The following is a 20,294-nucleotide window of genomic DNA, read 5'->3' as shown; positions in this document are numbered from 1 at the left end:
ACGACGAGGATGACGATGACGACGAGGATGAACGACATGGACGAGCAGCGGCCCCTCACGGTGGCGATCATCCCCGCGCGCGGCGGGTCGAAGCAGGTGCCGCGCAAGAACCTCCAGCGAGTGGGCGGAGTCCCGCTGGTCGAGCGTGCTGTTCGGGCGGCGACCGCGGCATCCGGCATCGACCTGGTCGTGGTGTCCACCGACGATGACGAGATCGCCGCGGTCGCGAACACCGCGGGAGCCCGTGTCATCCGCCGCCCCGCCGAGCTCGCCGAAGACACGGCGACCTCGGAGAGCGCGATCCTGCATGCCCTCGACGAGCTCGAAGCAGCCGGAGAGAGGGTCGAGATCGTGGCGTTCCTGCAGGCGACGTCGCCGTTCATCCCGAGTGACGCGCTCGCCGCGGCCGTGGAGGAGATTCGTGCAGACCGCGCCGACAGCGTGTTCGCGGCCCATGAGACCTACGGATTCCTGTGGCGGGAAGACGACCGCGGTGAGGCGGTCGCGATCAACCACGAAGCCGCGCACCGCCCGCGGCGCCAGGACCGGGAGCCGCACCACCTCGAGACCGGCGCCTTCTATGTGTTCCGGGCCGCGGGGTTCCGTGAGAGCCGGCATCGGTTCTTCGGCAGGATCCGCATCGCTGCGGTGCCGGAGTGGACGGCGATCGAGATCGACGATGCGGATCAGCTCCGGGTCGCCCGTGCTCTCGCGACCCTGCACGAGGTTCCAGGGCGCATCCCGGTGCGGGCGGTCGTGACCGACTTCGACGGCGTGCACACCGACGACACCGCGATCATCGATGCCGACGGCGGGGAACGGGTGCGGGTCAGCCGCGAGGACGGGATGGGGGTTGCCCTGCTGCGCCGCGCCGGTGTGCCGCTGCTCATCCTGTCGACCGAGGTCAATCCCGTGGTCCGCGCCCGGGCGACGAAGCTCCGCGTTCCGGTGCTCCATGGCCTCGACGACAAGGAGACGGCACTGCGCGACTGGGCGCAGGAGAACGACGTGCCCCTCGCCGACATCGCCTACCTCGGCAACGACGTGAACGATCTACCGGCGCTGCGGATCGTGGGGTGGCCCATCGCGGTCGCGAACGCGCATCCGCTCGTCATCGAAGAGGCCAGGGTCGTGCTGAGCCGCCGCGGTGGCGAGGGTGCTGTTCGCGAACTGATCGAACGGGTGTTGTCGAGCTGACCGATGCCGGTAACCCGGTCGTCGCCCGGTGTTCATCCTCGGCCCGTAGTCAGGAGGGAGGGGTTGCACCAGCGCTCGACGACCGGAGGAATCATGACTGTCAGCATCGGCTCACGAGTGATCGGCGGCGGTCGTCCCGCCTATGTCATCGCCGAGATCGGACTCAATCACAACGGCGATGTCGACATCGCGAAGAAGCTCATCGACGTCGCAGCCCGCGCCGGCGCCGATGCGGTGAAGTTCCAGAAGCGCACGCCCGAGATCTCCACTCCCGAGCACATGCGCGACGTTCCGCGTGAGACGCCGTGGGGCGTCATGAGCTACCTCGACTACCGCCGTCGCGTCGAGTTCGGCCGCGACGAGTACGTCGAGATCGGCGATCACGCCACCATGCTCGGCCTGGACTGGTTCGCGTCGCCGTGGGACGTGCCGAGCGTCGACTTCCTCGAAGACCTCAACGTGGTGGCGCACAAGGTCGCCTCGGCCAGCCTCACCGACACCGAGCTGCTGGTCGCCCTGCGCGAGACGGGCAAGCCCGTGATCCTCTCGACCGGCATGTCGACCATCGAGCAGATCGACCGGGCTCTCGACACGCTCGGCACCGACCGGGTGGTCCTCATGCACGCGACCTCGACCTACCCGCTCGAGCCCGAAGAGGCGAACCTGCGCGTGATCGCCACCCTGCGCGACCGCTACCCGGGTGTGCCCGTCGGCTACTCGGGGCACGAGCGCGGCCTGCAGATCTCCCTCGCCGCGGTGGCCATCGGCGCAGTTGCGGTCGAGCGCCACATCACGCTCGACCGCACGATGTGGGGCTCCGACCACGCGGCCTCCCTCGAGCCGACCGGTCTCGAGCACCTGGTGCGCGATATCCGCGTGATCGAGCGCGCGACCGGCGACGGGGTCAAGCGCGTGTTCGACAGCGAGCGCGCGCCGATGGCGAAGCTGCGCCGCGTCTCCGCATGACCGGTGCCACCGGCATCCGCGTCGTCGCGATCGCGGACGCCGACTCCTTCGTGAAGTGGGCGGCCTCCCTCCTCGGGTCGGTGCCGGGACTGCGGCCGCATCTGCTGATGGTGCGCACGCCGCTCACCGCCAGCGTCGCGCAGCAGCGCACCGCGCTCGCCGGCACGACGCTCGGCGACGATGACGTCACCCGGATCGGGTTCGCGGAGACGGCCGGATGGTTGGCCGGGCAGCGACCGGATGTGGTCCTGCTCGCCGGTCGCGGACCGTTCGTGCGGCTGATGGGACGGGTGATCGATGCGCTCGAACACCGTCCGGTCACGGTCTCCGGACTTCCGGGGATGGCGATCCCCGCGCAGCGTGGAGCACTCGACTACCGCCGTCACGCCGACCTGCTGGTGGTGCATTCGCATCGCGAGGTCCGCGCGTTCGAAGAGCTCGGTCGGCGGATCGGCGTGCAGACGCCCGTGGCGCTCGCGACCCTGCCGTTCGCCCGGCGCCGGCAGCGGATGCTGCGCTCGGAGCGGATACGGGTCGACGCCGCGGCCGGCGGTCGCGGTGGCATCGCGGTCGCCGAGCGCCCGGCACCGGCTGCTCCGGCGCGACCGCCTGCGACGGACATCGTGTTCGCCGCGCAGGCGCTCGTGCCCGTCGGGAAGGACGAGCGGGCCGAGATCGCGGCCATGCTGGTCCGGGCGGCGGAGGCGGAGCCCGCGCGACGCGTGGTGGTGAAGCTGCGGTCGCGGCCGGGGGAGTCGGAGACGCACCTCGAACGCGAGCCCTACGCGGGGTTGCTGCCGTCGCGCCTTCCGCAGAACCTGGTCTTCTCGTACGACTCGATGTCCGCCGCCCTGCAGACGGCCGCCGGTCTCGTCACGGTGAGCTCGACCGCCGCGATCGAGGCCACCGCGCTCGGAGTGCCCGTGATCGCGCTCGACTCCTTCGGGGTGAGCAAGAGCCTGCTGAACACGGTGTTCGTGGGAAGCGGGCTGCTCGGCGGTCGGAGCGAGGTCGTCGCCGGGCGGTTCCGGCATCCGCATCCGGACTGGCTCCGCGACAACTACTTCCATCCCGAGGTCGAGTCGACGTGGTGGGAGCGGGTGGAGCAGCTCGTGGCGCTGCGGCGCTCGGGCGCGCTGCCGGCACGCCGCGTCCCGGCCGCTCGCGGGGGAGCCCTGCACGAGGCGTGGCATCGGGCGAGCGTGCTCGGCGCCGAGGATCGCACGGTGCAGGGCGCGGTCGCGCTTGCGGTGGGTTCTCCTGCGACTCGCGCGATGGCCGCGGTCCGCGCGCGCCGGGCGCCGTCCGGCGGAGGCACCTGGTCCGATGCGTCGACGGACTACACGCTCGAGCCGAACCCGTTCGACGACTCCCTCCGGCGCTGAATCGGCCGTCTCAGCGCCCGAGGAGAGCCACGATCTGACGGTCGATGTCGTCGACGAGCTCGTCGACGGTCAGATCGACGTTCGTGCTCGCCGTCAGGGTGAGGAACATGATGGCGGACACGATACGGGCGAGGGCGGCGGCACGTTCCTCGCTCGTCTTCGGGTCGCGGCGGAGGATCGACGCCACGGCGTCCTCGGTCTCGCCCACGATGCGGAGCGCTTCGGCATGGTGCCCGTCAGAGGGTTCGGCGAACACCATCTCGCGCAGGTAGGTGCGTCCGTTCTCGACCTGAACGCGGTTGCACTCGACGATCGGTCGCAGCAGTGCGACGATCGCCGCGCGCGCATCGGGAGTCGCTTCGGCCGCCGCGATGCCCTTCTCGAGGGCGACGGCGTAGTGCGCGTTCTGCACGAGCAGCAGCAGCTCGCCCTTGGTCTTCGCGTAGAGGAACAGGGTGCCGGTGCCGACATCGGCTCGCTCGGCGATCTGCTGGGTCGTGACATCGTCGATGCCGTGCTCGGCGAAGAGCTCCGACGCCGCGGCCGTGATCCGTTCGAGTTTCTGCTGCTTGTTGCGCTCGCGACGACCGAGGGCGTTCGAAGCGGACGTCGACATACTCTTCCTCCGGGAATAGAAACTGATTACGCTCAGTTATGACGAGAGTCGCTTATGCGCACGCTCAACTATCACTCATCATCGCAAAGAAGAGAGCAGTCCATGCCTTCACTCCACGGAGCCGTCGTCCTCGTCACCGGAGCGAACGGAGGCATCGGCACGCAGTTCGTCCACCAGGCGCTCGCGCGCGGAGCCGCCAAGGTATACGCCAGCGCCCGCACGCCGCGCACCTGGGACGACGAACGCGTCGTCCCTCTCGCCCTCGATGTGACGGATGCCGCGTCGATCCGCGCCGCCGTCGACGCGGCGCCCGACGTGACGGTGCTGATCAACAATGCGGGCGCCTCGGTGCCGACCGCGGAGATCCTGACACATTCCGACGAGGACATCCGCCGGAATGTGGAGACGAACTTCCTCGGACCGCTCTTCCTGACGCGGGCCTACGCACCGCTTCTCGCCGGACGCCAGGGAGCGGCGATCATCGACATCCACTCCGCCCTCGCCTGGTACGCCGTCGGCGGCATCTACAGCGCGACCAAGGCGGCGCTGTGGTCGGCGACGAACTCGCTCCGCCTCGAGCTCGCCCCGGCGGGAGTGCACGTCGTGGGGGTGCACGTCGGCTACGTCGACACCGCCATGGCCGAGCACGTCACCGACCCCAAGACCGATCCGGCCGATCTCGTCAGGGCCGTGCTGGACGCAACCGAGCGCGACGAGTACGAGGTGCTTGCCGACGAGATCTCGGTGCAGGTCAAGGCGGGGCTGAGCGCGCCGCTGGAAGCGGTCTACCCGCAGCTGCGGGCGAACGCCTGAGGAGCCGTCATGCGTGCATTCGTCGTCGACAAGTACAAGCAGCCGCTCGAGGAGCGGGAGGTCGCCGAACCCGAAGTCGGTGACCGAGACGTCCTCGTGCGGGTGGAGGCCGCGGGGCTCAACCAGCTGGACGAGAAGATCCGCCAAGGGGAGTTCGCGCAGATCCTGCCCTACGACCTGCCCCTGGTCCTCGGCAACGATGTGGCGGGGACGGTGATCCGTGTCGGTCGGCTCGTCGACGGATTCCGGCCCGGCGACCGCGTATACGCCCGTCCCGACGCCGCCCGTATCGGGACGTTCGCCGAGCGGATCGCCGTCGCCGAGAAGGATCTCGCCCCCGTGCCCGCCGGTCTCTCGATGGCCGAGGCGGGGTCGCTCCCGCTGGTCGCCCTCACGGCCTGGCAGGCGCTGGTCGAGCGCGGTGGGGTCACGGCGGGCCAGAAGGTGCTCATCCACGCCGGCGCCGGTGGGGTCGGATCCATCGCCATCCAGCTCGCGGCGCACCTCGGGGCCACGGTCGCCACGACGGCCAGTGCCGCGAACGCCGAGTTCGTCCGCGAGCTCGGCGCGGACATCGTGATCGACTATCGTCGGCAGGACTTCGCAGAGGAGCTGTCGGGCTACGACTTCGTGTTGGACAGCCTCGGCGGCGAGAACCTCGAGAAGTCGCTGCGGGTGCTGAAGCCGGGTGGGCTGGTCGTCGGGATATCGGGACCGCCCGACCCCGCCTTCGCCCGCGCCCAGGGGCTGAACGCGCTCGTGCGGCTCGCGATCGCAGGCCTCAGCCGCAAGATCAGGCGGCAGGCGAAGAAGCTCGGCGTGCGGTACGAGTTCCTCTTCATGCGTGCGGATGGCGACCAGCTGCGCGAGATCACGGCGCTCGTCGACAGCGGCGCGATCCGCCCCGTCGTCGCGAAGGCGTACCCGTTCGACCGTCTGCCGCAGGCCCTCGCCGACCTCGCCGCCGGGGTGAGCCGGGGCAAGCTCGTGGTCACGAACGACTGAACCCTCGGCGTCGGCAGCCGAAACCCGGACGCATCGTGCTGGCGCCGGCGCGTCGCGGGTGGACACGCCGACGGTGCGCCGCTGCGGCTGGGTTTTCGCATCCAGGCGGCGGCGCACCGTCGGGCCGGGTCAGTTGCTGCGGCGGATGGCGCGCACCCCGACGATCAGTCCGACCACCGCAACCGCGAGAGCCGAGACCCACCCCCACAGGACAGTCACGTCGCCGAGGTCTCCGGCGAACAGCGCCCGCTCGGCCTGCACGACCCAGTTCACCGGGTTGACCGACGCCACGGCGCGCATCCACTCCGGAGCATCGTCGAGCGGCAACAGCATCCCGGACAGGATCAGCAGCGGGAAGATCAGCGACTGCTGCACTCCCCAGAACAGCCACTCCCGGTCCTTCGTCGCCAGCGCCAGCGAATACGACAGCGAGCCGAGGCCCACCCCGAACACGGCCAGCAGCGCCAGCCCGATGAGCAGCCCGGGGATGTCGGCGGCGAAGCCGAACGGCCAGGCGATCAGCACAATCACGAGCGCCTGCACCACGATCGGCGCGATCTCCTTGAGCGCACGCCCGACCAGCAGCGAGGAGCGGGCGAGCGGGGCGACCAGGGTGCGCTCGTGCGAGCCGGTCATCATCTCGTACTGCAGGTTCGAACCGGTGGCACCGGTGCCGAACAGCACGATCATCACGAGCACGCCGGGCACGAACCAGGCCAGGGTCTCGCCGGCCGGCTGCCCCGAGTCGCCGATCAGCAGCGGAGCGAACAGCCCGAGGAAGACGAGCGGCTGCAGCAGACTGAAGATCAGGGTGAACGGATCGCGGACCACGGGCTTGAGCTCGCGCGTCAGCACGTTGCGGGTGTCGCGCGCGAGGTTCGGGCGCACGAGCGTGTCGGTGGCGGTCATGAGAGGACTCCTGTCGTGCTGTTCGCAGCGGTCGTGCTGTTCGCGGAGGTCGTGCTGGTGTCGGCGGAATCGGATGCTTCGCCGGCGGCATCCGCTCCTTCGCCGGCGTCGCGCAGGGTGCGGCCGGTGAGCGCGAGGAACACGTCGTCCAGCGTGGGCGGGACGCCGGTCGCCCGGCGGACGAGGATGCCGGCGGCGTCGAGCTCGCGCACGATCACCGGCAGCAGCCGGTCGCCGTCCTGCACCGCGAGCGAGATGGACTCGCCCTCGACCGTGACCTCGGCGCTGCTGAGGCGGGCGACCACGGCGCGGGCGCTCGCCGCCTCGGCAGCATCCGCGAACCCGAAGGTGAGCACGTCGCCGGCCAGCGTCGCCTTGAGGGAGGCGGCGTCGTCGTCGGCGATGATGCGCCCCTTGTCCATGACCATCACGCGCTCGGCGTAGCGGTCGGCCTCTTCCAGGTAGTGCGTGGTGAGGAAGACCGTGGTGCCGTGCTGCGTGCGCAGGTCGAGGATGTGCTCCCACAGGTTCGCCCTGCTCTGCGGGTCGAGTCCGGTGGAAGGCTCGTCGAGGAAGATCAGCGGCGGTGCGTGCATGAGCCCGAGCGCGATGTCGAGCCGGCGCTTCTGCCCGCCGCTGAGCTGCTGCACGGTCCGCGTCGCGAAGGAGGTGAGGTCGAGCGACTCGATCAGCTCGTCGGCCCGCCGAGCACTGTCGCGCCGTGACATCCCGTAGAAGGCACCCTGGCTCAGCAGTTCGTCGCGCACCCGCTGCGAGAAGCTGCCGCTGGTGAGCTGGCCGACGTAGCCGATGCGGGCGCGCACCCCGGCGGCATCCGTGCGGATGTCGTGGCCGACGACGCGTGCGCTCCCCGAGGTGGGCGGGATGAGGGTGGTCAGCATCCGCAGGGTGGTCGACTTGCCGGCGCCGTTCGGGCCGAGGAAGGCGACGAGCTCGCCGCGCACGGCGGTGAAGGAGACGTCGGTCACGGCATGCACCGGCGTCTTCTTGACGGTGAAGACCTTGGTCAGGCTTTCGGTCTCGATGAGGGATTCGTTCATGGGGAGAGCGTAGAAACCCATGCGGACAGATCCTGTCCGCATCATCTGGCAATCTGAGACGCATGACCGACACCACCTCGCGTGCATTGGCTCTGCTCAACCTGCTGCAGACGCACCGGCACTGGCCGGGGACCGAGCTCGCCACCCGGCTGGGCGTGACCGAGCGCACCGTGCGCCGCGATGTCGACCGGCTGCGCGAGCTCGGGTACCGCGTGGAGTCCACCCCGGGCATCGCCGGCGGCTACCGGCTCGAGGCCGGGAGTGCGGTGCCTCCGCTGCTGCTCAACGACGACGAAGCCGTCACGATGGCCATCGGGCTGCGGGTCGCCGCCACGCAGCAGCTCGTCGGCGGTCCCGAGGTGACGCTCACCGCCCTGGCCAAGCTCGAGCAGGTGTTGCCGTCGGCGCTGCGCCAGCGGGTCAACGCGCTCGCCGCATCGGTGCAGGCACCGCGCATCGGAGACGGTCCGGTCGTCTCGCCCGAGGTGCTGGGGGAGATCGCGCTCGCCACGCGCGACACCGAGCGGCTGCGGCTGCGGTACGTGGATGGCGAAGGGCGCGAGAGCGTGCGCCGGGTCGAGCCGCACGCCCTGGCGCCGGCCGGTCGCAAGTGGTTCCTGCTCTGCTGGGACCTCGACCGCGAGGACTGGCGCACGTTCCGCGTCGACCGCATCGCTGCCGTCGAGCACACGCGCATACTGTTCGCCCGCCGCGACATCACCGAGGAGGAGATCGAGGAACGCGTGCTGATCGCCTCGTCGTGGTCGCCGCAGAAGGTCGAGGCAGCCGCGGTGATGGAGCTGCCGCTCGCCGAGATGCAGGAGCGCTTCGGCCCGTGGTCGCAGGGAGCGACGGCGGTGGGCGACGACCGCACGCGGTGGCCGTTCGGAGGCTCGGACTGGCGCGAGGCCATGTATGCACTGCTCTGGATCCCCGAGGGTGTCGAGTACGCGGTGGCGCTCGCCGAACCGCACCGGAGCGAGTTGCGCGAGACCGTCGCCCGGCTGCTGCGCGCCCTCGACGCCCCGGAGCCCGATGACGCCGCGTGACCGGCATCCGTCATCCTCAGACTCATAGGGTTATCCCAGGCAACGGTCCTGGCGGGTCAGATCACGGCCGGGTAACGTCATTCCCATCGCGGCGATCCGGGCGGTCCCGGGCCTCAGCTCATACCTGATGGCGTTGCGGGTTCGACTCCCGCCGTCGCGTCCACTTCAGGTCCGCCGTCGGGCGGCAGTCGGAATCGTCAGCGGTTCCGTCGCTTCGAACGGATCGTGAGCGCCTGAGACAGCACCACGCAGGCCATCGCGACGACGGTGAACCACAGGGTCGGGCTCAGCACCTCGGTGAGGATCAGCACCGCGCAGGTCAGCCCGAAGAGGGCGCCGAAGGCGAGCAGCCCCCAGTGGATGCCGGTGCTGGTTCCGTTGCCTCGCATCACTTCACCCTGCCAGTCGGGCGCGTCGGTGTCGACCGGGGATCCGTCCTCGTGGCGAGCGGACGACACACCGAGCGGCCTGTTGCATATCGGTGGAGAACGGTTCTCCGGGCGAGGTCATGCTTAGCATCGGAGGATGCGAACGCGACGAACTGTGCAGGTCTACGTCGACGGTTTCGCGCTCTACAAGGGGCTGCTTCAGCGCAGGTTCCCCGAGCACAAGTGGCTGGATCTGAATTCCCTTTCCCAGAGGCTCTTCCCACATCGAGAGGTGGTCGGCGTCAAGTTCTTCACGGCGCAGCTCAAGCCGCAAACGAACGATCCAGGCGTCGGACAGCGCCAGCAGGTGTATTGGCGAGCCCTACGCACGGTAGGTGTCGACATCATCGAGGGAACGTTCCGGTTCAACCGCCAGTACCTGCCGAAGTCGCCCGAGGAGCTGGACGCGTCGGGGAAGGTGGTCACGGTGAAGGTGAAGCGCCCAGAAGAGAAGGGCAGTGACGTCGCGCTCGCCTCGCATCTGATCATTGACGCGTTCGAGATGGTCGCCGACTCATACGCCGTGATCACGAATGACTCTGACCTGGTGGCTCCCGTTCGTATGCTCAGCGAACGAGGGCACGCATTAGCGCTCGTGTCTGTAGCGAACGGAATGTACAACAAAGCGTTCGACTGCGTGGGTCTTGAGACCGTGCGCCAGATTCGGCGGGGAACGTTGTCTGCGTCACAGTTCCCGACCGAACTCATCGGTGTTGACGGGAAGACCATTCGGAAGCCATCGACCTGGCCCTAAAAAAGCAGGCCCTCCGATCTCTCGGAGGGCCGCGCCCGGTAGTCGAAACATCCGGGTGGTTATGAGTCAAGGATACCTCAGCAGCGGCGTAACTGCTCAGGTTTGTCCGCATCGCAGGGAACGCTGGTCTCGTCGGTGTGCACCTGCCCCCTCATAACCCCAACTGATCCAGCCGCTCCTCGAAGCGCACCTGCACGTCCTCGGGCTCGTCGCCCTCGGCCTCGGCCCAGATCGCATCCAACTCCTTCTGCACCGAGTCGGGGAGCGCGGCGAACTTCTCGTCCCAGGCGGCGACGGGCGTCCAGTAGCCGACGACCTTGAACCGGGTCGCGGGGAGGCCGAGCTCCTTGCGCAGGTACTTGCGCACGTCGCGCAGCGCCACGGTCTCGCCGGCCACCCACACGTACCCCTCATCGAGGGGGAGCCGGTCGTCGACGATGCCGCGGACGAGCGGGCCGAGCGCGCTGGGGCCGTGGCCGTTGCCGCCGACCACCCAGGTGACCTCGACGTCGGGGCCGACCTCGAGCGGCACGCGGTCCGCCTCGCTCGGCACCTCGAGCACGACCCGGGTACGCACGCCCGACGGCACCTCGGCGATGATGCGCGCCACGGCGGGAAGCCCGGTGAGGTCGGCCACGAGCACCTGCCACGTGATGTCTTCCGGCGGCGAGTAGAGACCGGTCGGGGAGTTCAGACCGAGCACGTGCCCCGGCTCCGCGCGCGCAGCCCACGGCCCCGCGATGCCCGCCTCGTGGATCACGAAGTCGATGTCGAGCTCGCCGGCATCCGGGCGCACACCGCTGATCGTGTACGTGCGCATCGGGGCTTCGGGTGCGCCCTCCGGCGTCTCCCACCAGTCGCCTGCCGGTACGGGAAGCGAGACATCTTTCGGGTCCTCGCCGTGCGGGAAGAACACCCGCACGTACTCGTCGCCGATGCCGGTGCTGAGGAAGTCGGTGATGCCGTCACCGCCGAGTGTGACGCGGACCAGGGTCGGAGTGAGGGTGGTGGTGCTGCTGACGATGCCGCGGTGGATGCTCACGGAGTCTCCGTCTCTGTGGTGGGGGTCTGGCCGGCAGGGGTGTGGCCGGTGGGGGTCTGGGGGTGGGGAGTGCTGCGGGTCTGGGCGAGCCAGGAGTCGCGGTAGAGACCAGCCGTGGCGATGAGCTCGTCGTGCGTGCCGCGCTGCGTCGGCCTGCCGTCGGCGAACACGACGATCTGCTCGGCGGTGACGGCCTGCTGCAGCCGGTGCGCGATGAGCACGGCGGTGCGGCCCTTGCGCAGCGCCGCGATCGCGTGTTCCACGGCTTCGCGGTGATGGAGACCGACGTCGGCGGTGGCCTCGTCGAGGATCACGACGTCGGGGTCGGCGAGGAACGCCCGCGCGACCGCGAGCTGCTGGATGCGTCCCTCGTCGAGCGGCACGGCGGACGCGGATGCGGCACCGCCCTCCCGCTCGGAGACCATCGCCTCGACCGCCCACTCGGCGCCGACCGCCCGCAGTGCGGCGACGATCTCGTCGTCGCTCGCCTCGGGGGCGACCAGCCGCAGGTTGTCGGCGATCGTGCCGCGGAAGTGGTGCAGCTCCTGCGACAGGTAATACGGGGCCTCCGCGCTCGACGCGAGGTGCACGCTGCCCGAGGTGGGCGGATGATGCCCGGCGATCACGCGCGCGAGCGTGCTCTTGCCCGACCCCGAGGTGCCGACCAGTGCCGCCGTGGTGCCCTGGTCGACCCGCAGGTTCACGTCGCTGATGCCGCGACCGGTGGTCGGATAGTGGAAGGTCAGGTCCCGCACCTCGATGCCCACGGATGCCCGTGGTGCCGCATCCGTCTCCTCGTCCCGCGGGGCCGAGGCGGGCGCGAGGTCGATGACCCCGACGAGTCGCGCGAGCCCGATCGCCGCGCGTTGGATGTCGTTGAGCCCGAAGATCAGCTGTCCGACCGGCCCGAACAGGCGGTGGAACAGCAACGCGGCCGTCGTGACCGCGCCCACCGTGATCGCGCCTGCGGACTGCAGGAGGAACCCGGTGCCGAGGATCGCAGCCAGCCCGACGAGCTCGCCGCCGTTGATCCACCGGAACAGCCGGTTCGTCACCCGCACGCCCTCGATCTGCATGTGGATCGACGCTTCGGCGCGCTCACGGACCCGCTCGAGCGCGTGGTCCTGCTCGTTGAACGCGGTGAGAGTCTCGATGCCCTCGACCGCATCGAGCACGGCCTGACTGCGCGCGGCCTCGCGCACCCGCACCTCGCGGAACACCACGCGCGACCGCCGCAGGAACGCCCGGGTGCCGAGCACGTAGAAGGGTGCCGAGGCGATTCCGGCGAGGGCGAGCCACGGGTCGAGGGCGGTCAGCGCGACCACCGAGACCCCGATCGCGAAGCCCGCCGACAGGAGCGTCGGTGCGACGTTGCCGCCGGCCTCGGCCACCGCATCCACGTCTCCGGTGACGCGGGAGAGCAGGTCGGCGCTCTCGCCGTCGTCGACCTCGCTGACCGGCAGCCGCATCGCCGAGGCGAACACGTCTTCGCGCAGGGTGGCGAGCATGTCCTGCACCAGACCGGTGAGCACTCGCACGGCCCACAGCATCATCACGGCCGCGCCGATCGCACCGAGGCCCGCTCCGGCCACCCAGCCGGAGATGGTCGCGAAGCCGGCATCCGACGAGACCGCATCCACGATCCGGCCGAGGCACGCGGGCATCACGATCCCGAGCGCGGATGCCGCGAGGAAGAGCGCGGCGACGGCGGTGGCCCGGCCCGGATGCTGCCGCAGCAGCCCGCCGACGACGGTCCGTACACGGGCCCCGGAGGCGATGGGCAGCAGAGCGGCGGTCGGGGTCGTATCACTCATGGGGAGCATCCGATCCGGGAGAGGAGAGGTCGATGACCCGGTCGCAGGCGTCGAGCAGCACGGGGGAGGTGGTGATCACGATCACGGTCTCCTCGTGCGCGGCGAGGGCGTGGGCGATGTGCGCCTCGGTGAGGGCATCGACGGCCGAGGTCGGCTCGTCGAGCACCAGCACGTCGGCCTCCGCGTGCAGGGCGCGGGCGATCCCGATGCGCTGGCGCTGTCCGCCCGAGAGCCGTCGACCGGCCTCGCCCACCTGCGATTCCCAGCCGCCCACCTGCGCCACGGTGTCGTGCAGTGCTGCCATCTCGATGAACGGCGGATGCGCGGGTCCGTCCGCCCCGTGGCCGCGCACGGCCTCGCGCAGAGACCCGCTCACGATCGTCTGCTCGTGTGGCGGGGCGACGACCCGACGGCGGTACTCGACGGGGTCGAGGGTGGTCAGATCACGGAGTCCGCCGTCGACGGCGACCGACACCAGCCCGGGCTCGGCGCGCGAGCGCAGCCCGAGCAGGCGGGAGAGCGCGCGGGCCGCGTCGCTGTCGGCGGGACGGATGCCGAGCACCTCACGCTCGCGCACCTCCACGAGCGGGGATCCCGAGTCGGCACGGAAAGCCAGCACGACGCCCCCGGCCGGCTCTGTCGGAGAAGACGCGGCGGGCGGGTCGAGCAGATCCTCGGTGTCGATCACCTCGGCGAGGCGCTTGGCCGAGGCGAGCTTGTGGATCCAGTTGCTCGGGAACGAGCCCGCGTACGCGAGATACCCGCTGATGAACTGGGCGAGTCCGAGCACGGTCACCAGTTCGCCGATGCTGATGCGGCCCTCCGCCGCGAACCACGCAGACATGCCGGCGAGGGCCGTCGTCGCGACCGCGGCCAGGGTGCCGCTCACCGCTTCGTACGAGGCGAGCGATCTTCCGGCGGCCGTCGCGGCACGGCGGGAGGTGTCGCTCGCCGCGATATACCGCCGCACGGCCTCTTCGCGCGCACCGATTCCCACGAGCACCCGGAAGCCGCTCATGAAGTCGGCTGCGACCGCCCCGGCCTCGGTCGCGGCGTGCTGCTCGGCGAAGCCGCGACGCTCCAACGGGCGCGAGACCACCTGCATCACGAACATCATCGCGATGGTCGAGCCGAACACCACGAGCGTCGCGACGGGCGAGATCACGAGCATCGCGAGACCTGCCCCGATGATCGCGGCGATCGTCGAGCACTGCTGCGCGACCGACCAGGCGACTCCGGCCACGCGGTAGGTGTCGGAAGTGACGAACGTGAGTGCTTCGCCCGGAGTGACCGCGCGACGGGAGAGCCGGGGGCGCAGCATCCGCGACAGGGCGAGGTGGCGCAGCGCCTGCTCGCCGTACCCGTAGATCGAGACCATGAGCCGCGAGGCCGCCTGGTAGCTCGCGGTCAACACGAGGAACGTGCCGACCAGCACGCCGAGCCAGAGCGCGAGGGCTGCGGGGTCGGCGGGCAGCACGGCGCGGTCGATCGTCGCCCCGATGAGGACCGGGATGGTCGCCTCGGCGAGGGAGTGCACGATGAGCAGCGCGGTGGCCCCGGCGAGGGCGATGCCGCGCCCATCGGACTTCAGTGCGATCCCGAACAGCCTTCGCGGAGTGGATGTCACGGCGTCCGCCGTCCGAGCGGCAGCACCAGCGGGGTGCCCGACACCGGGTCCGTGATGACCTTGCAGGGCAGGTTGTACACGGCCTGGACGAGCTCGGCGGTGATGATCTCGCGCGGGTCGCCCTGCGCCACGATGGCGCCGTCACGCATCGCCACGAGGTGCGTCGCGTAGCGGGCGGCATGGTTGAGGTCGTGCAGCACGGCGACGAGCGTGGTGCCGCCGCGGTGCAGGTCGGCGAACAGCTCCATCAGGTCGATCTGGTGCGCGATGTCGAGGAACGTCGTCGGCTCGTCGAGCAGCAGGTGCTTCGTCTGCTGGGCGAGGGCCATCGCCACCCAGACCCGCTGCCGCTGCCCGCCCGAGAGCTCGTCGACCAGGCGCCGCGACAGGTCGGTGACCCCGGTCGCCGCCATGGCCTCGGACACCGCGCGCTCGTCGGCGCTGCTCCACGTGCGCATGGCGCTCTGGTGGGGGAACCGACCGCGGCCCACGAGGTCGGCGACGGTGATGCCGTCGGGGGCGATGGACGACTGCGGCAACAGGCCGAGCTTGCGGGCGGCCTCCTTCGGCTTGAGCGAGCGCAGCTCATCGCCGTCGAGGAGCACCGCGCCGGTCGTCGGGCGCAGCAGGCGGGCGAACCCGCGCAGCAGGGTCGACTTTCCGCACGCGTTCGGTCCGATGATGATCGTGAAAGAGCCGTCGGGGACCTCAAGCGACAGGTCGGAGATGATGGGGGTCTCTCCGTAGCCCAGCGTGATGTCGCGGGCCAGCAGCGAAGCGGTCATGGGTGTTCCTTTCAGGTGCGGCGCGCGTACTGGGCGGCCAGCAGCCAGGCGAGGTAGATGCCGCCGACCGACACCGTCACGACGCCGACCGGCACGGCGACGAGCTGGGCGACGGCATCCGACACCACGACGAGCGCGGCGCCGGTCAGCATCACGGGCACCGTGCCCATCGGGGTGTTCGAGCGGGTGAGCCGCTGCGAGATCTGCGGGGCCGCGAGGGCGATGAACGAGATGGGTCCGGCGGCGGCGGTGACGAGAGCGACCAGGGCCACGCCGAAGACCATGGCCGCGAGGCGGGTGCGCCCGGGGCTGATGCCGAGCGCGGTGGCCGCGTCGTCGCCCATCTCCAGCACCGGCAGCGTGCGGGCGAGGGGGAGGGAGAGCACGGTCACGACCGCGAACACGATCGCCGCCGGGATCAGCTGGTCGAAGCCGAGCGAGGCGAGCGAGCCCGCGCCCCAGGTCGCCGCCATCATCGCCTTCTCGACGCTGACCGAGATGAGGATCCACGAGGTGAGCGACCCGAGGCCGGCCGAGACGCCGATGCCGACGATGATGAGGCGGAACGACGACATCGTGTTCTTGTTGGCCAGCACGTAGACGAGCAGCGCGGTGAGCAATCCACCGACGAGGGCTCCCGCCGCCTTGAACATGTAGGTGCTCAGCTCGAGCACGATCATCACGAGCGTCACGCCGAACTGGGCTCCGATCCCGAAGCCGATGATGTCGGGGGAGCCGAGCGGGTTGCGCGTGAGGGACTGGAAGATCCCGCCGGCGAGGGCCAGCGCTGCTCCGCACAGCACCGCGAAGAGCACGCGCGGCAGACGCCACTCGAAGACCACCTGGCGGATGTCGGGGTCGGATGCCGGATCGACGATGGCGCGCAGGACCGCGGGGAAGTCGATCTCGTAGGCGCCGATGGTCATCGAGGCCAGGCCGGTTCCGACGATGACGATGATGAGCACGACGCTGACGATGACGGAGCGCACCGGGATGAGGGCGGCGATGCGCCGGGTCTCGATCCGGATCAGGCGGCGGCCGTGATCGACCGGGGCGAACTCGGTGTGCGAAGAGTTGATGGCGGGCAGGGTGACGGACTTCTGGTCGATGCTCACAGTCCGCTCACCCGCTTCCGGCGCACGAGGATGATCAGGATCGGGGCGCCGAGCAGAGCGGTCACGATCCCGACGCGCATCTCCCCGTTCGGGAGCACGATGCGGCCGAGGATGTCGGCGAACAGCAGGAACGCCGGGCCGATGACCATCGAGTAGGTCAGCACCCAGCGCTGATCGGGTCCGGTGAACCAGCGGACGATGTGCGGGATCATGAGCCCGACGAAGGCGATGGGGCCGGCAGCGGCGACACTGGTTCCTGCCAGCAGGGTGACGGCGATGATGACGAGGATCCGCGTCACGCGCACGCGTGCGCCGAGCGCCTGCGCGAGGTCATCGCCGAGGGCGAGGGCGTTCAGCGAGCGCGCGCACAGGAGACCGATCAGCAGACCGATCGCGATGAGCGGGGCTGCCCACGCGAGCTGGTCGAGGGTCCGTCCGCCGATCGAGCCGACACCCCAGAAGCGCATGACCTGGAGGGTGCCGAGGTCGCGCAGCACGATCGCGGTGGTGAATCCGGTGAAGGCCGCGCCGAGGGCGACTCCGGCGAGCGTGAGTTTCATGGGGGTCGCGCCCGACGCCCCGAACGAGCCGAGCACGTAGACGAGCACGGTCAGGACGAAGGCCCCCGCGAGGGCGAACGGCACGTAGGCGCCCGGCGCCGTCAGGCCGAGCACGCCGACCGCGAAGGTGACGGCGAAGGAGGCGCCGGCGTTGACTCCGAGGATGCCGGGGTCGGCCAGCGGGTTGCGGGTGAAGGCCTGGATGAGTCCGCCGCACACGGCGAGGGCGGCACCGACGACGATGCCGAGCAGCGTGCGCGGCACCCGCAGCTCCATGACCATCAGGTGCAGCGGGTTCTCGTCGTCGTAGGAGAACAGGGACTGGAGCACGATGAGGGGATCGATCGCCCGGCTGCCGATCGCGAGCGAGGCGATGACGGCGACCACCAGCACCGCGGTGGAGACGATGAGTCCCGGCACCAGCGTCCCGTTGCGGTGCGGGGAGTCGTCGCTGCGACTCCCCGCACCTGTGTTCGAGACGTCCGTGTCGTCATGCGTCGCCAGGGACATCTCGCGGGTCACTTCCCGTCGATGGTCGGCTCGCCCTGCAGTGCGGCTGCGAGGTCGTCGACGTACTTCGGGAGGATGTACTTCAGCGACAGCACGGTCGGTGCGCTGATCGCGGAGGCCTCGGCGTCGTTCGCGTAGATCACGTACGACCCGTCGGCGATCGGCTCCCAACGGGAGACGACCTTGTTCTCGACCGTGTACTTCCCCTCATCCGCGCTGCCGCCCCAGGCTGCGAACAGGTCGGCCTGCACGTCGTAGAGGTTCTCGAGGCTGACGCCGGTGTACCAGTTGTCGCCCTCGGCGCTCGCGAGGAAGCTGTCCATCGCCGAGGTGGAGGTGAAGCCCAGCGCCTCGGTGATGCGCACGCGCGGGTCGTACTCGAGGTATACGCCGAGGTCGGTGCCGCCCTCGTTCAGGGTCAGACCCCAGACGAAGGTCTTGTCCTGGAACTCGGGGTGCTCTCCGGAGAGGGTGGTGATCTGCTCCTCGGTCTCGGCGATCAGCTCCTCGGCATTCGTCTCCTCCGACAGGGCCTTGCCGACCGTGCGGGTCATGCCCTCCCAGGTGCCCGGGTTCCACGGACCCTCGATGTACGGCACCGTCGGAGCGATCTCGCTCAGGCGCTCGTACTCGATGTCGGTGACGCCCGAGTAGAGGCTCAGGATCAGGTCGGGCTTGAGCTCCTTGATGGCCTCGTAGTTCGGGCCGTCCTCGACGAAGGGGATGATCTCGGGGGTCTCGCCGTATTCCTCGGTGACGTAGTCCTCGAACCAGGGCTGGTAGCCGCTCTCGTCGGCGCCCCAGACCTCTTCGATGCCGACCGGGTTGGTGCCGAGGGCCGCGACGATGTCGGGCGTCATCCAGCCGAGGGCGACCACGCGCTGGGGCTTCTCGGGGATCACGGTCTTCCCGTGGCCGTGCTCGATGACCACCCCGTCGACGGCGGCCGACGTGGGTGCGGATCCGGCGGCTTCACCGGATGCCGTGCACCCTGCCAGGGTGAGCGCGGCGGCGATGGCCGCGGCGACGAGGGCCGAGCCTCGGCGGATCTTCGGGCGCGCAGAAGCGTGCGACATGGTTCTCCTTCGGGAAGGGGGGAGGGGTGTGCCGCGTCGACGCGGCGAGAAGTTAGGTAAGCATGCCCTAACAGAACGATGTTAGAACGCGGATGGCTCGCTCAGTGTCGCGGGAGCGACGACTTGTGTCGTGGAACCGACAATGGCGGTCGGAACAACCGTGGGCGGTCAGCGCCAGTACAGCTGATGGGCGGTGTCGGCCTGCACGCGCGCGACGTGCTGGCGGGGGGTGATTCCGAACCGCTCCTTGAAGGCGGCGGAGAATGCGCTCGTGGTCGCGTAGCCGCAGCGGTGCGCGGCGGCGCCGATGGGTGTGCCGTCCACGATCAGGCGCGCGCCCAGCGTCATCCGGACTCCCGTGCGCCACCGGCCGAAGCTCATGCCGACGTCGTTCTGGAAGATGCGCAGGACCGTGCGCTCGTGGAGTCCGTGCGCGAGGAACAGCTCGACGGAACCTCGCGGATCGCCGGGGTCGGCGAGTACCGCCTGCACCAGCGGGGCGACCCGTTCGTCGGTGGGCATCGGCACCTCGCCCCACTCGCTCGCGGCCTCGGGCAGCGGCTGCTGCAGCATCTCGATCAGCACCGACTGGATGCGCACGCGCAAGTCGGTGGGCATGTCGTTGATGCCGAGGTGGAGCAGCATCTCCTGCACCGCCCGCGGCACCAGAACTCGGGTGATCTGGTCGACCGGAGCGAGCAGGGCCGTATCCGGGATGTAGGTGTAGCAGCCGATCGAGTCGGGCTCGTGATGGGCGGTGTGCGGGGTGTTCGCGGGGATCCACACGCCCTGCCCCGGGGCCAGGCGCCACCGCGCGTCCTGCAGGTGCACCCAGACCGTGCCGCGGTAGCACCAGGCGAGCATCGGGTCGGCGTGGCTGTGCGGAGGGGAGAGCGGACGAGCGCCGGTGTCCTCCCCGGTGACGACGCCCGTGCCCATCAAGTACGGCTCGGCCACGGTCGACGGAAACGAGGGGCTCGCCGCCCAGTCGTCCTGCCGGTATGAGTTCATTCGCGCTCCGCGTGAGGGCCGCGCGTGCAGCCGTGGAGCGGATGCCGCGCGGCTCGCCGTACCCCGCAATGCTAGCCGGGCTGCAGCGGGAGGCTGCGTGAGGCCCGATGATGGAGACATGCCTTCCGCCCATCGCCCCGGTCTGCGGGTCTCGTCGGGTCTCACGATCCCCGAGGCCGAGCTGTCGTGGCGCTTCTCGCGGTCGTCGGGTCCGGGAGGGCAGGGCGTGAACACCGCCGACTCGCGTGCGGAACTCGTGTGGGACGCGGCGAACTCCACTGCGCTCACGCCGTATCAGCGCGAGCGGCTCCTCGATCGGCTCAGCGGCCGTCTGGTCGACGGGGTGCTGACGATCGCGGCATCCGAGCACCGTGCGCAGCTGCGCAACCGCGACGCCGCGCGCGACCGGCTGGTCGCGCTGGTCGCCGAAGCGCTGAGGCCGCCGGCGCCCCCGCGTCGTGCGACCAAGCCGAGTCGCGGGTCGAAGGAGCGTCGCCTCAAAGCCAAGCAGCGACGCACCGACGTCACGAGCCTGCGCCGCCGACCTCGCGACGACTGAGTCCGCGCGGCA

General features: G+C 70.1%; 20 protein-coding genes and 1 tRNA gene. 9 read left to right on the top strand and 12 right to left on the bottom strand.

Annotated elements, in window-relative coordinates; genetic code table 11:
- Positions 1–15 precede the first annotated feature (15 nt).
- The 3 genes from OC372_RS07470 (at position 16) to OC372_RS07460 (ending at position 3,548) form a co-directional block, all read left to right on the top strand.
- Complete coding sequence (locus tag OC372_RS07470; RefSeq protein WP_262001374.1) at positions 16–1,197, top strand: acylneuraminate cytidylyltransferase; 1,182 nt, start codon at positions 16–18, stop codon at positions 1,195–1,197.
- A 93-nt stretch (positions 1,198–1,290) separates the two neighbouring features.
- Positions 1,291–2,163, top strand: coding sequence for an N-acetylneuraminate synthase family protein (locus OC372_RS07465; protein WP_262001373.1), 873 nt, complete (start codon positions 1,291–1,293; stop codon positions 2,161–2,163).
- The gene (locus OC372_RS07460) at positions 2,160–3,548 is read left to right on the top strand and encodes a DUF6716 putative glycosyltransferase (RefSeq protein ID WP_262001372.1); all 1,389 of its coding nucleotides are present in this window, start codon (positions 2,160–2,162) and stop codon (positions 3,546–3,548) included. Before OC372_RS07465 ends, OC372_RS07460 begins: the two co-directional genes overlap by 4 nt.
- 10 nt (positions 3,549–3,558) lie before the next feature.
- Here the strand turns inward: OC372_RS07460 and OC372_RS07455 are convergent, their stop codons facing one another.
- Complete coding sequence (locus OC372_RS07455; protein ID WP_262001371.1) at positions 3,559–4,164, bottom strand: TetR/AcrR family transcriptional regulator; 606 nt, start codon at positions 4,162–4,164, stop codon at positions 3,559–3,561.
- A gap of 102 nt (positions 4,165–4,266) precedes the next feature.
- Between OC372_RS07455 and OC372_RS07450 the strand changes: the two genes are divergently transcribed.
- The gene (locus OC372_RS07450) at positions 4,267–4,977 is read left to right on the top strand and encodes an SDR family oxidoreductase (RefSeq protein WP_262001370.1); all 711 of its coding nucleotides are present in this window, start codon (positions 4,267–4,269) and stop codon (positions 4,975–4,977) included.
- Between the two features lie 9 nt (positions 4,978–4,986).
- Positions 4,987–5,982: an NADP-dependent oxidoreductase gene (locus tag OC372_RS07445; RefSeq protein WP_262001369.1), complete on the top strand. Its 996-nt coding sequence runs from the start codon at positions 4,987–4,989 to the stop codon at positions 5,980–5,982.
- Between the two features lie 129 nt (positions 5,983–6,111).
- Here the strand turns inward: OC372_RS07445 and OC372_RS07440 are convergent, their stop codons facing one another.
- Together OC372_RS07440 and OC372_RS07435 are read right to left on the bottom strand one after the other, a co-directional pair.
- Positions 6,112–6,891, bottom strand: coding sequence for an ABC transporter permease (locus OC372_RS07440; RefSeq protein WP_105710476.1), 780 nt, complete (start codon positions 6,889–6,891; stop codon positions 6,112–6,114).
- On the bottom strand, positions 6,888–7,952 hold the full coding sequence (locus tag OC372_RS07435) for an ABC transporter ATP-binding protein (protein WP_262001368.1): 1,065 nt from the start codon (positions 7,950–7,952) through the stop codon (positions 6,888–6,890). The genes OC372_RS07440 and OC372_RS07435 overlap by 4 nt, the downstream gene beginning before the upstream one ends.
- Before the next feature lie 62 nt (positions 7,953–8,014).
- Between OC372_RS07435 and OC372_RS07430 the strand changes: the two genes are divergently transcribed.
- On the top strand, positions 8,015–9,001 hold the full coding sequence (locus OC372_RS07430; RefSeq protein ID WP_262001367.1) for a helix-turn-helix transcriptional regulator: 987 nt from the start codon (positions 8,015–8,017) through the stop codon (positions 8,999–9,001).
- An 87-nt stretch (positions 9,002–9,088) separates the two neighbouring features.
- A tRNA-Met gene (locus tag OC372_RS07425) sits at positions 9,089–9,164 on the top strand.
- Between the two features lie 34 nt (positions 9,165–9,198).
- Here the strand turns inward: OC372_RS07425 and OC372_RS07420 are convergent.
- The gene (locus tag OC372_RS07420) at positions 9,199–9,390 is read right to left on the bottom strand and encodes a hypothetical protein (protein ID WP_029260876.1); all 192 of its coding nucleotides are present in this window, start codon (positions 9,388–9,390) and stop codon (positions 9,199–9,201) included.
- Between the two features lie 136 nt (positions 9,391–9,526).
- Here OC372_RS07420 and OC372_RS07415 point away from each other — a divergent pair, with 136 nt between their 5' ends.
- Positions 9,527–10,183: an NYN domain-containing protein gene (locus OC372_RS07415; RefSeq protein WP_262001366.1), complete on the top strand. Its 657-nt coding sequence runs from the start codon at positions 9,527–9,529 to the stop codon at positions 10,181–10,183.
- Between the two features lie 151 nt (positions 10,184–10,334).
- Here the strand turns inward: OC372_RS07415 and OC372_RS07410 are convergent, their stop codons facing one another.
- From OC372_RS07410 to OC372_RS07375, 8 genes are all read right to left on the bottom strand, one after another.
- Positions 10,335–11,225: a siderophore-interacting protein gene (locus OC372_RS07410; RefSeq protein ID WP_105710474.1), complete on the bottom strand. Its 891-nt coding sequence runs from the start codon at positions 11,223–11,225 to the stop codon at positions 10,335–10,337.
- Positions 11,222–13,039, bottom strand: a complete 1,818-nt coding sequence (locus tag OC372_RS07405) for an ABC transporter ATP-binding protein (RefSeq protein WP_262001365.1) — start codon at positions 13,037–13,039, stop codon at positions 11,222–11,224. Before OC372_RS07405 ends, OC372_RS07410 begins: the two co-directional genes overlap by 4 nt.
- Entirely contained in the window at positions 13,032–14,666 is a 1,635-nt protein-coding gene (locus OC372_RS07400; protein WP_262001364.1) for an ABC transporter ATP-binding protein, read from the bottom strand. Before OC372_RS07400 ends, OC372_RS07405 begins: the two co-directional genes overlap by 8 nt.
- On the bottom strand, positions 14,663–15,451 hold the full coding sequence (locus OC372_RS07395) for an ABC transporter ATP-binding protein (protein WP_262001363.1): 789 nt from the start codon (positions 15,449–15,451) through the stop codon (positions 14,663–14,665). The genes OC372_RS07400 and OC372_RS07395 overlap by 4 nt, the downstream gene beginning before the upstream one ends.
- 11 nt (positions 15,452–15,462) lie before the next feature.
- Positions 15,463–16,566 (bottom strand): FecCD family ABC transporter permease, encoded by a 1,104-nt coding sequence (locus tag OC372_RS07390; RefSeq protein ID WP_262001362.1) that lies wholly within the window; start codon positions 16,564–16,566, stop codon positions 15,463–15,465.
- Positions 16,563–17,648, bottom strand: a complete 1,086-nt coding sequence (locus tag OC372_RS07385; protein ID WP_262001361.1) for a FecCD family ABC transporter permease — start codon at positions 17,646–17,648, stop codon at positions 16,563–16,565. Before OC372_RS07385 ends, OC372_RS07390 begins: the two co-directional genes overlap by 4 nt.
- Positions 17,645–18,712 carry an ABC transporter substrate-binding protein gene (locus OC372_RS07380; RefSeq protein WP_262001360.1) on the bottom strand — a complete coding sequence of 356 codons (1,068 nt, stop codon included), beginning with the start codon at positions 18,710–18,712 and terminating at the stop codon, positions 17,645–17,647. Before OC372_RS07380 ends, OC372_RS07385 begins: the two co-directional genes overlap by 4 nt.
- A 168-nt stretch (positions 18,713–18,880) precedes the next feature.
- Complete coding sequence (locus OC372_RS07375; RefSeq protein WP_262001359.1) at positions 18,881–19,723, bottom strand: helix-turn-helix transcriptional regulator; 843 nt, start codon at positions 19,721–19,723, stop codon at positions 18,881–18,883.
- A 118-nt stretch (positions 19,724–19,841) separates the two neighbouring features.
- Between OC372_RS07375 and arfB the strand changes: the two genes are divergently transcribed.
- The gene (gene arfB / locus OC372_RS07370) at positions 19,842–20,282 is read left to right on the top strand and encodes an alternative ribosome rescue aminoacyl-tRNA hydrolase ArfB (RefSeq protein WP_262001358.1); all 441 of its coding nucleotides are present in this window, start codon (positions 19,842–19,844) and stop codon (positions 20,280–20,282) included.
- Positions 20,283–20,294 lie beyond the last annotated feature (12 nt).

The organism is Microbacterium sp. Mcb102 (assembly GCF_024519805.1).
GTDB lineage: Bacteria > Actinomycetota > Actinomycetes > Actinomycetales > Microbacteriaceae > Microbacterium.
The sequence above is the reverse complement of the archived record's forward strand: the minus strand, read 5'-3'. Positions and strand labels throughout refer to the sequence as shown.

Coding starts and splice junctions, on each gene's coding strand:
- OC372_RS07405 (WP_262001365.1), bottom strand. CDS start 13,039: ATGAGTGATACGACCCCGACCGCCGCTCTGCTGCCCATCGCCTCCGGG.
- OC372_RS07430 (WP_262001367.1), top strand. CDS start 8,015: ATGACCGACACCACCTCGCGTGCATTGGCTCTGCTCAACCTGCTGCAG.
- OC372_RS07380 (WP_262001360.1), bottom strand. CDS start 18,712: ATGTCGCACGCTTCTGCGCGCCCGAAGATCCGCCGAGGCTCGGCCCTC.
- OC372_RS07470 (WP_262001374.1), top strand. CDS start 16: ATGACGACGAGGATGAACGACATGGACGAGCAGCGGCCCCTCACGGTG.
- OC372_RS07460 (WP_262001372.1), top strand. CDS start 2,160: ATGACCGGTGCCACCGGCATCCGCGTCGTCGCGATCGCGGACGCCGAC.
- OC372_RS07415 (WP_262001366.1), top strand. CDS start 9,527: ATGCGAACGCGACGAACTGTGCAGGTCTACGTCGACGGTTTCGCGCTC.
- OC372_RS07420 (WP_029260876.1), bottom strand. CDS start 9,390: ATGCGAGGCAACGGAACCAGCACCGGCATCCACTGGGGGCTGCTCGCC.
- OC372_RS07395 (WP_262001363.1), bottom strand. CDS start 15,451: ATGACCGCTTCGCTGCTGGCCCGCGACATCACGCTGGGCTACGGAGAG.
- OC372_RS07455 (WP_262001371.1), bottom strand. CDS start 4,164: ATGTCGACGTCCGCTTCGAACGCCCTCGGTCGTCGCGAGCGCAACAAG.
- OC372_RS07445 (WP_262001369.1), top strand. CDS start 4,987: ATGCGTGCATTCGTCGTCGACAAGTACAAGCAGCCGCTCGAGGAGCGG.
- OC372_RS07440 (WP_105710476.1), bottom strand. CDS start 6,891: ATGACCGCCACCGACACGCTCGTGCGCCCGAACCTCGCGCGCGACACC.
- OC372_RS07450 (WP_262001370.1), top strand. CDS start 4,267: ATGCCTTCACTCCACGGAGCCGTCGTCCTCGTCACCGGAGCGAACGGA.
- OC372_RS07375 (WP_262001359.1), bottom strand. CDS start 19,723: ATGAACTCATACCGGCAGGACGACTGGGCGGCGAGCCCCTCGTTTCCG.
- OC372_RS07435 (WP_262001368.1), bottom strand. CDS start 7,952: ATGAACGAATCCCTCATCGAGACCGAAAGCCTGACCAAGGTCTTCACC.
- arfB (WP_262001358.1), top strand. CDS start 19,842: ATGCCTTCCGCCCATCGCCCCGGTCTGCGGGTCTCGTCGGGTCTCACG.
- OC372_RS07465 (WP_262001373.1), top strand. CDS start 1,291: ATGACTGTCAGCATCGGCTCACGAGTGATCGGCGGCGGTCGTCCCGCC.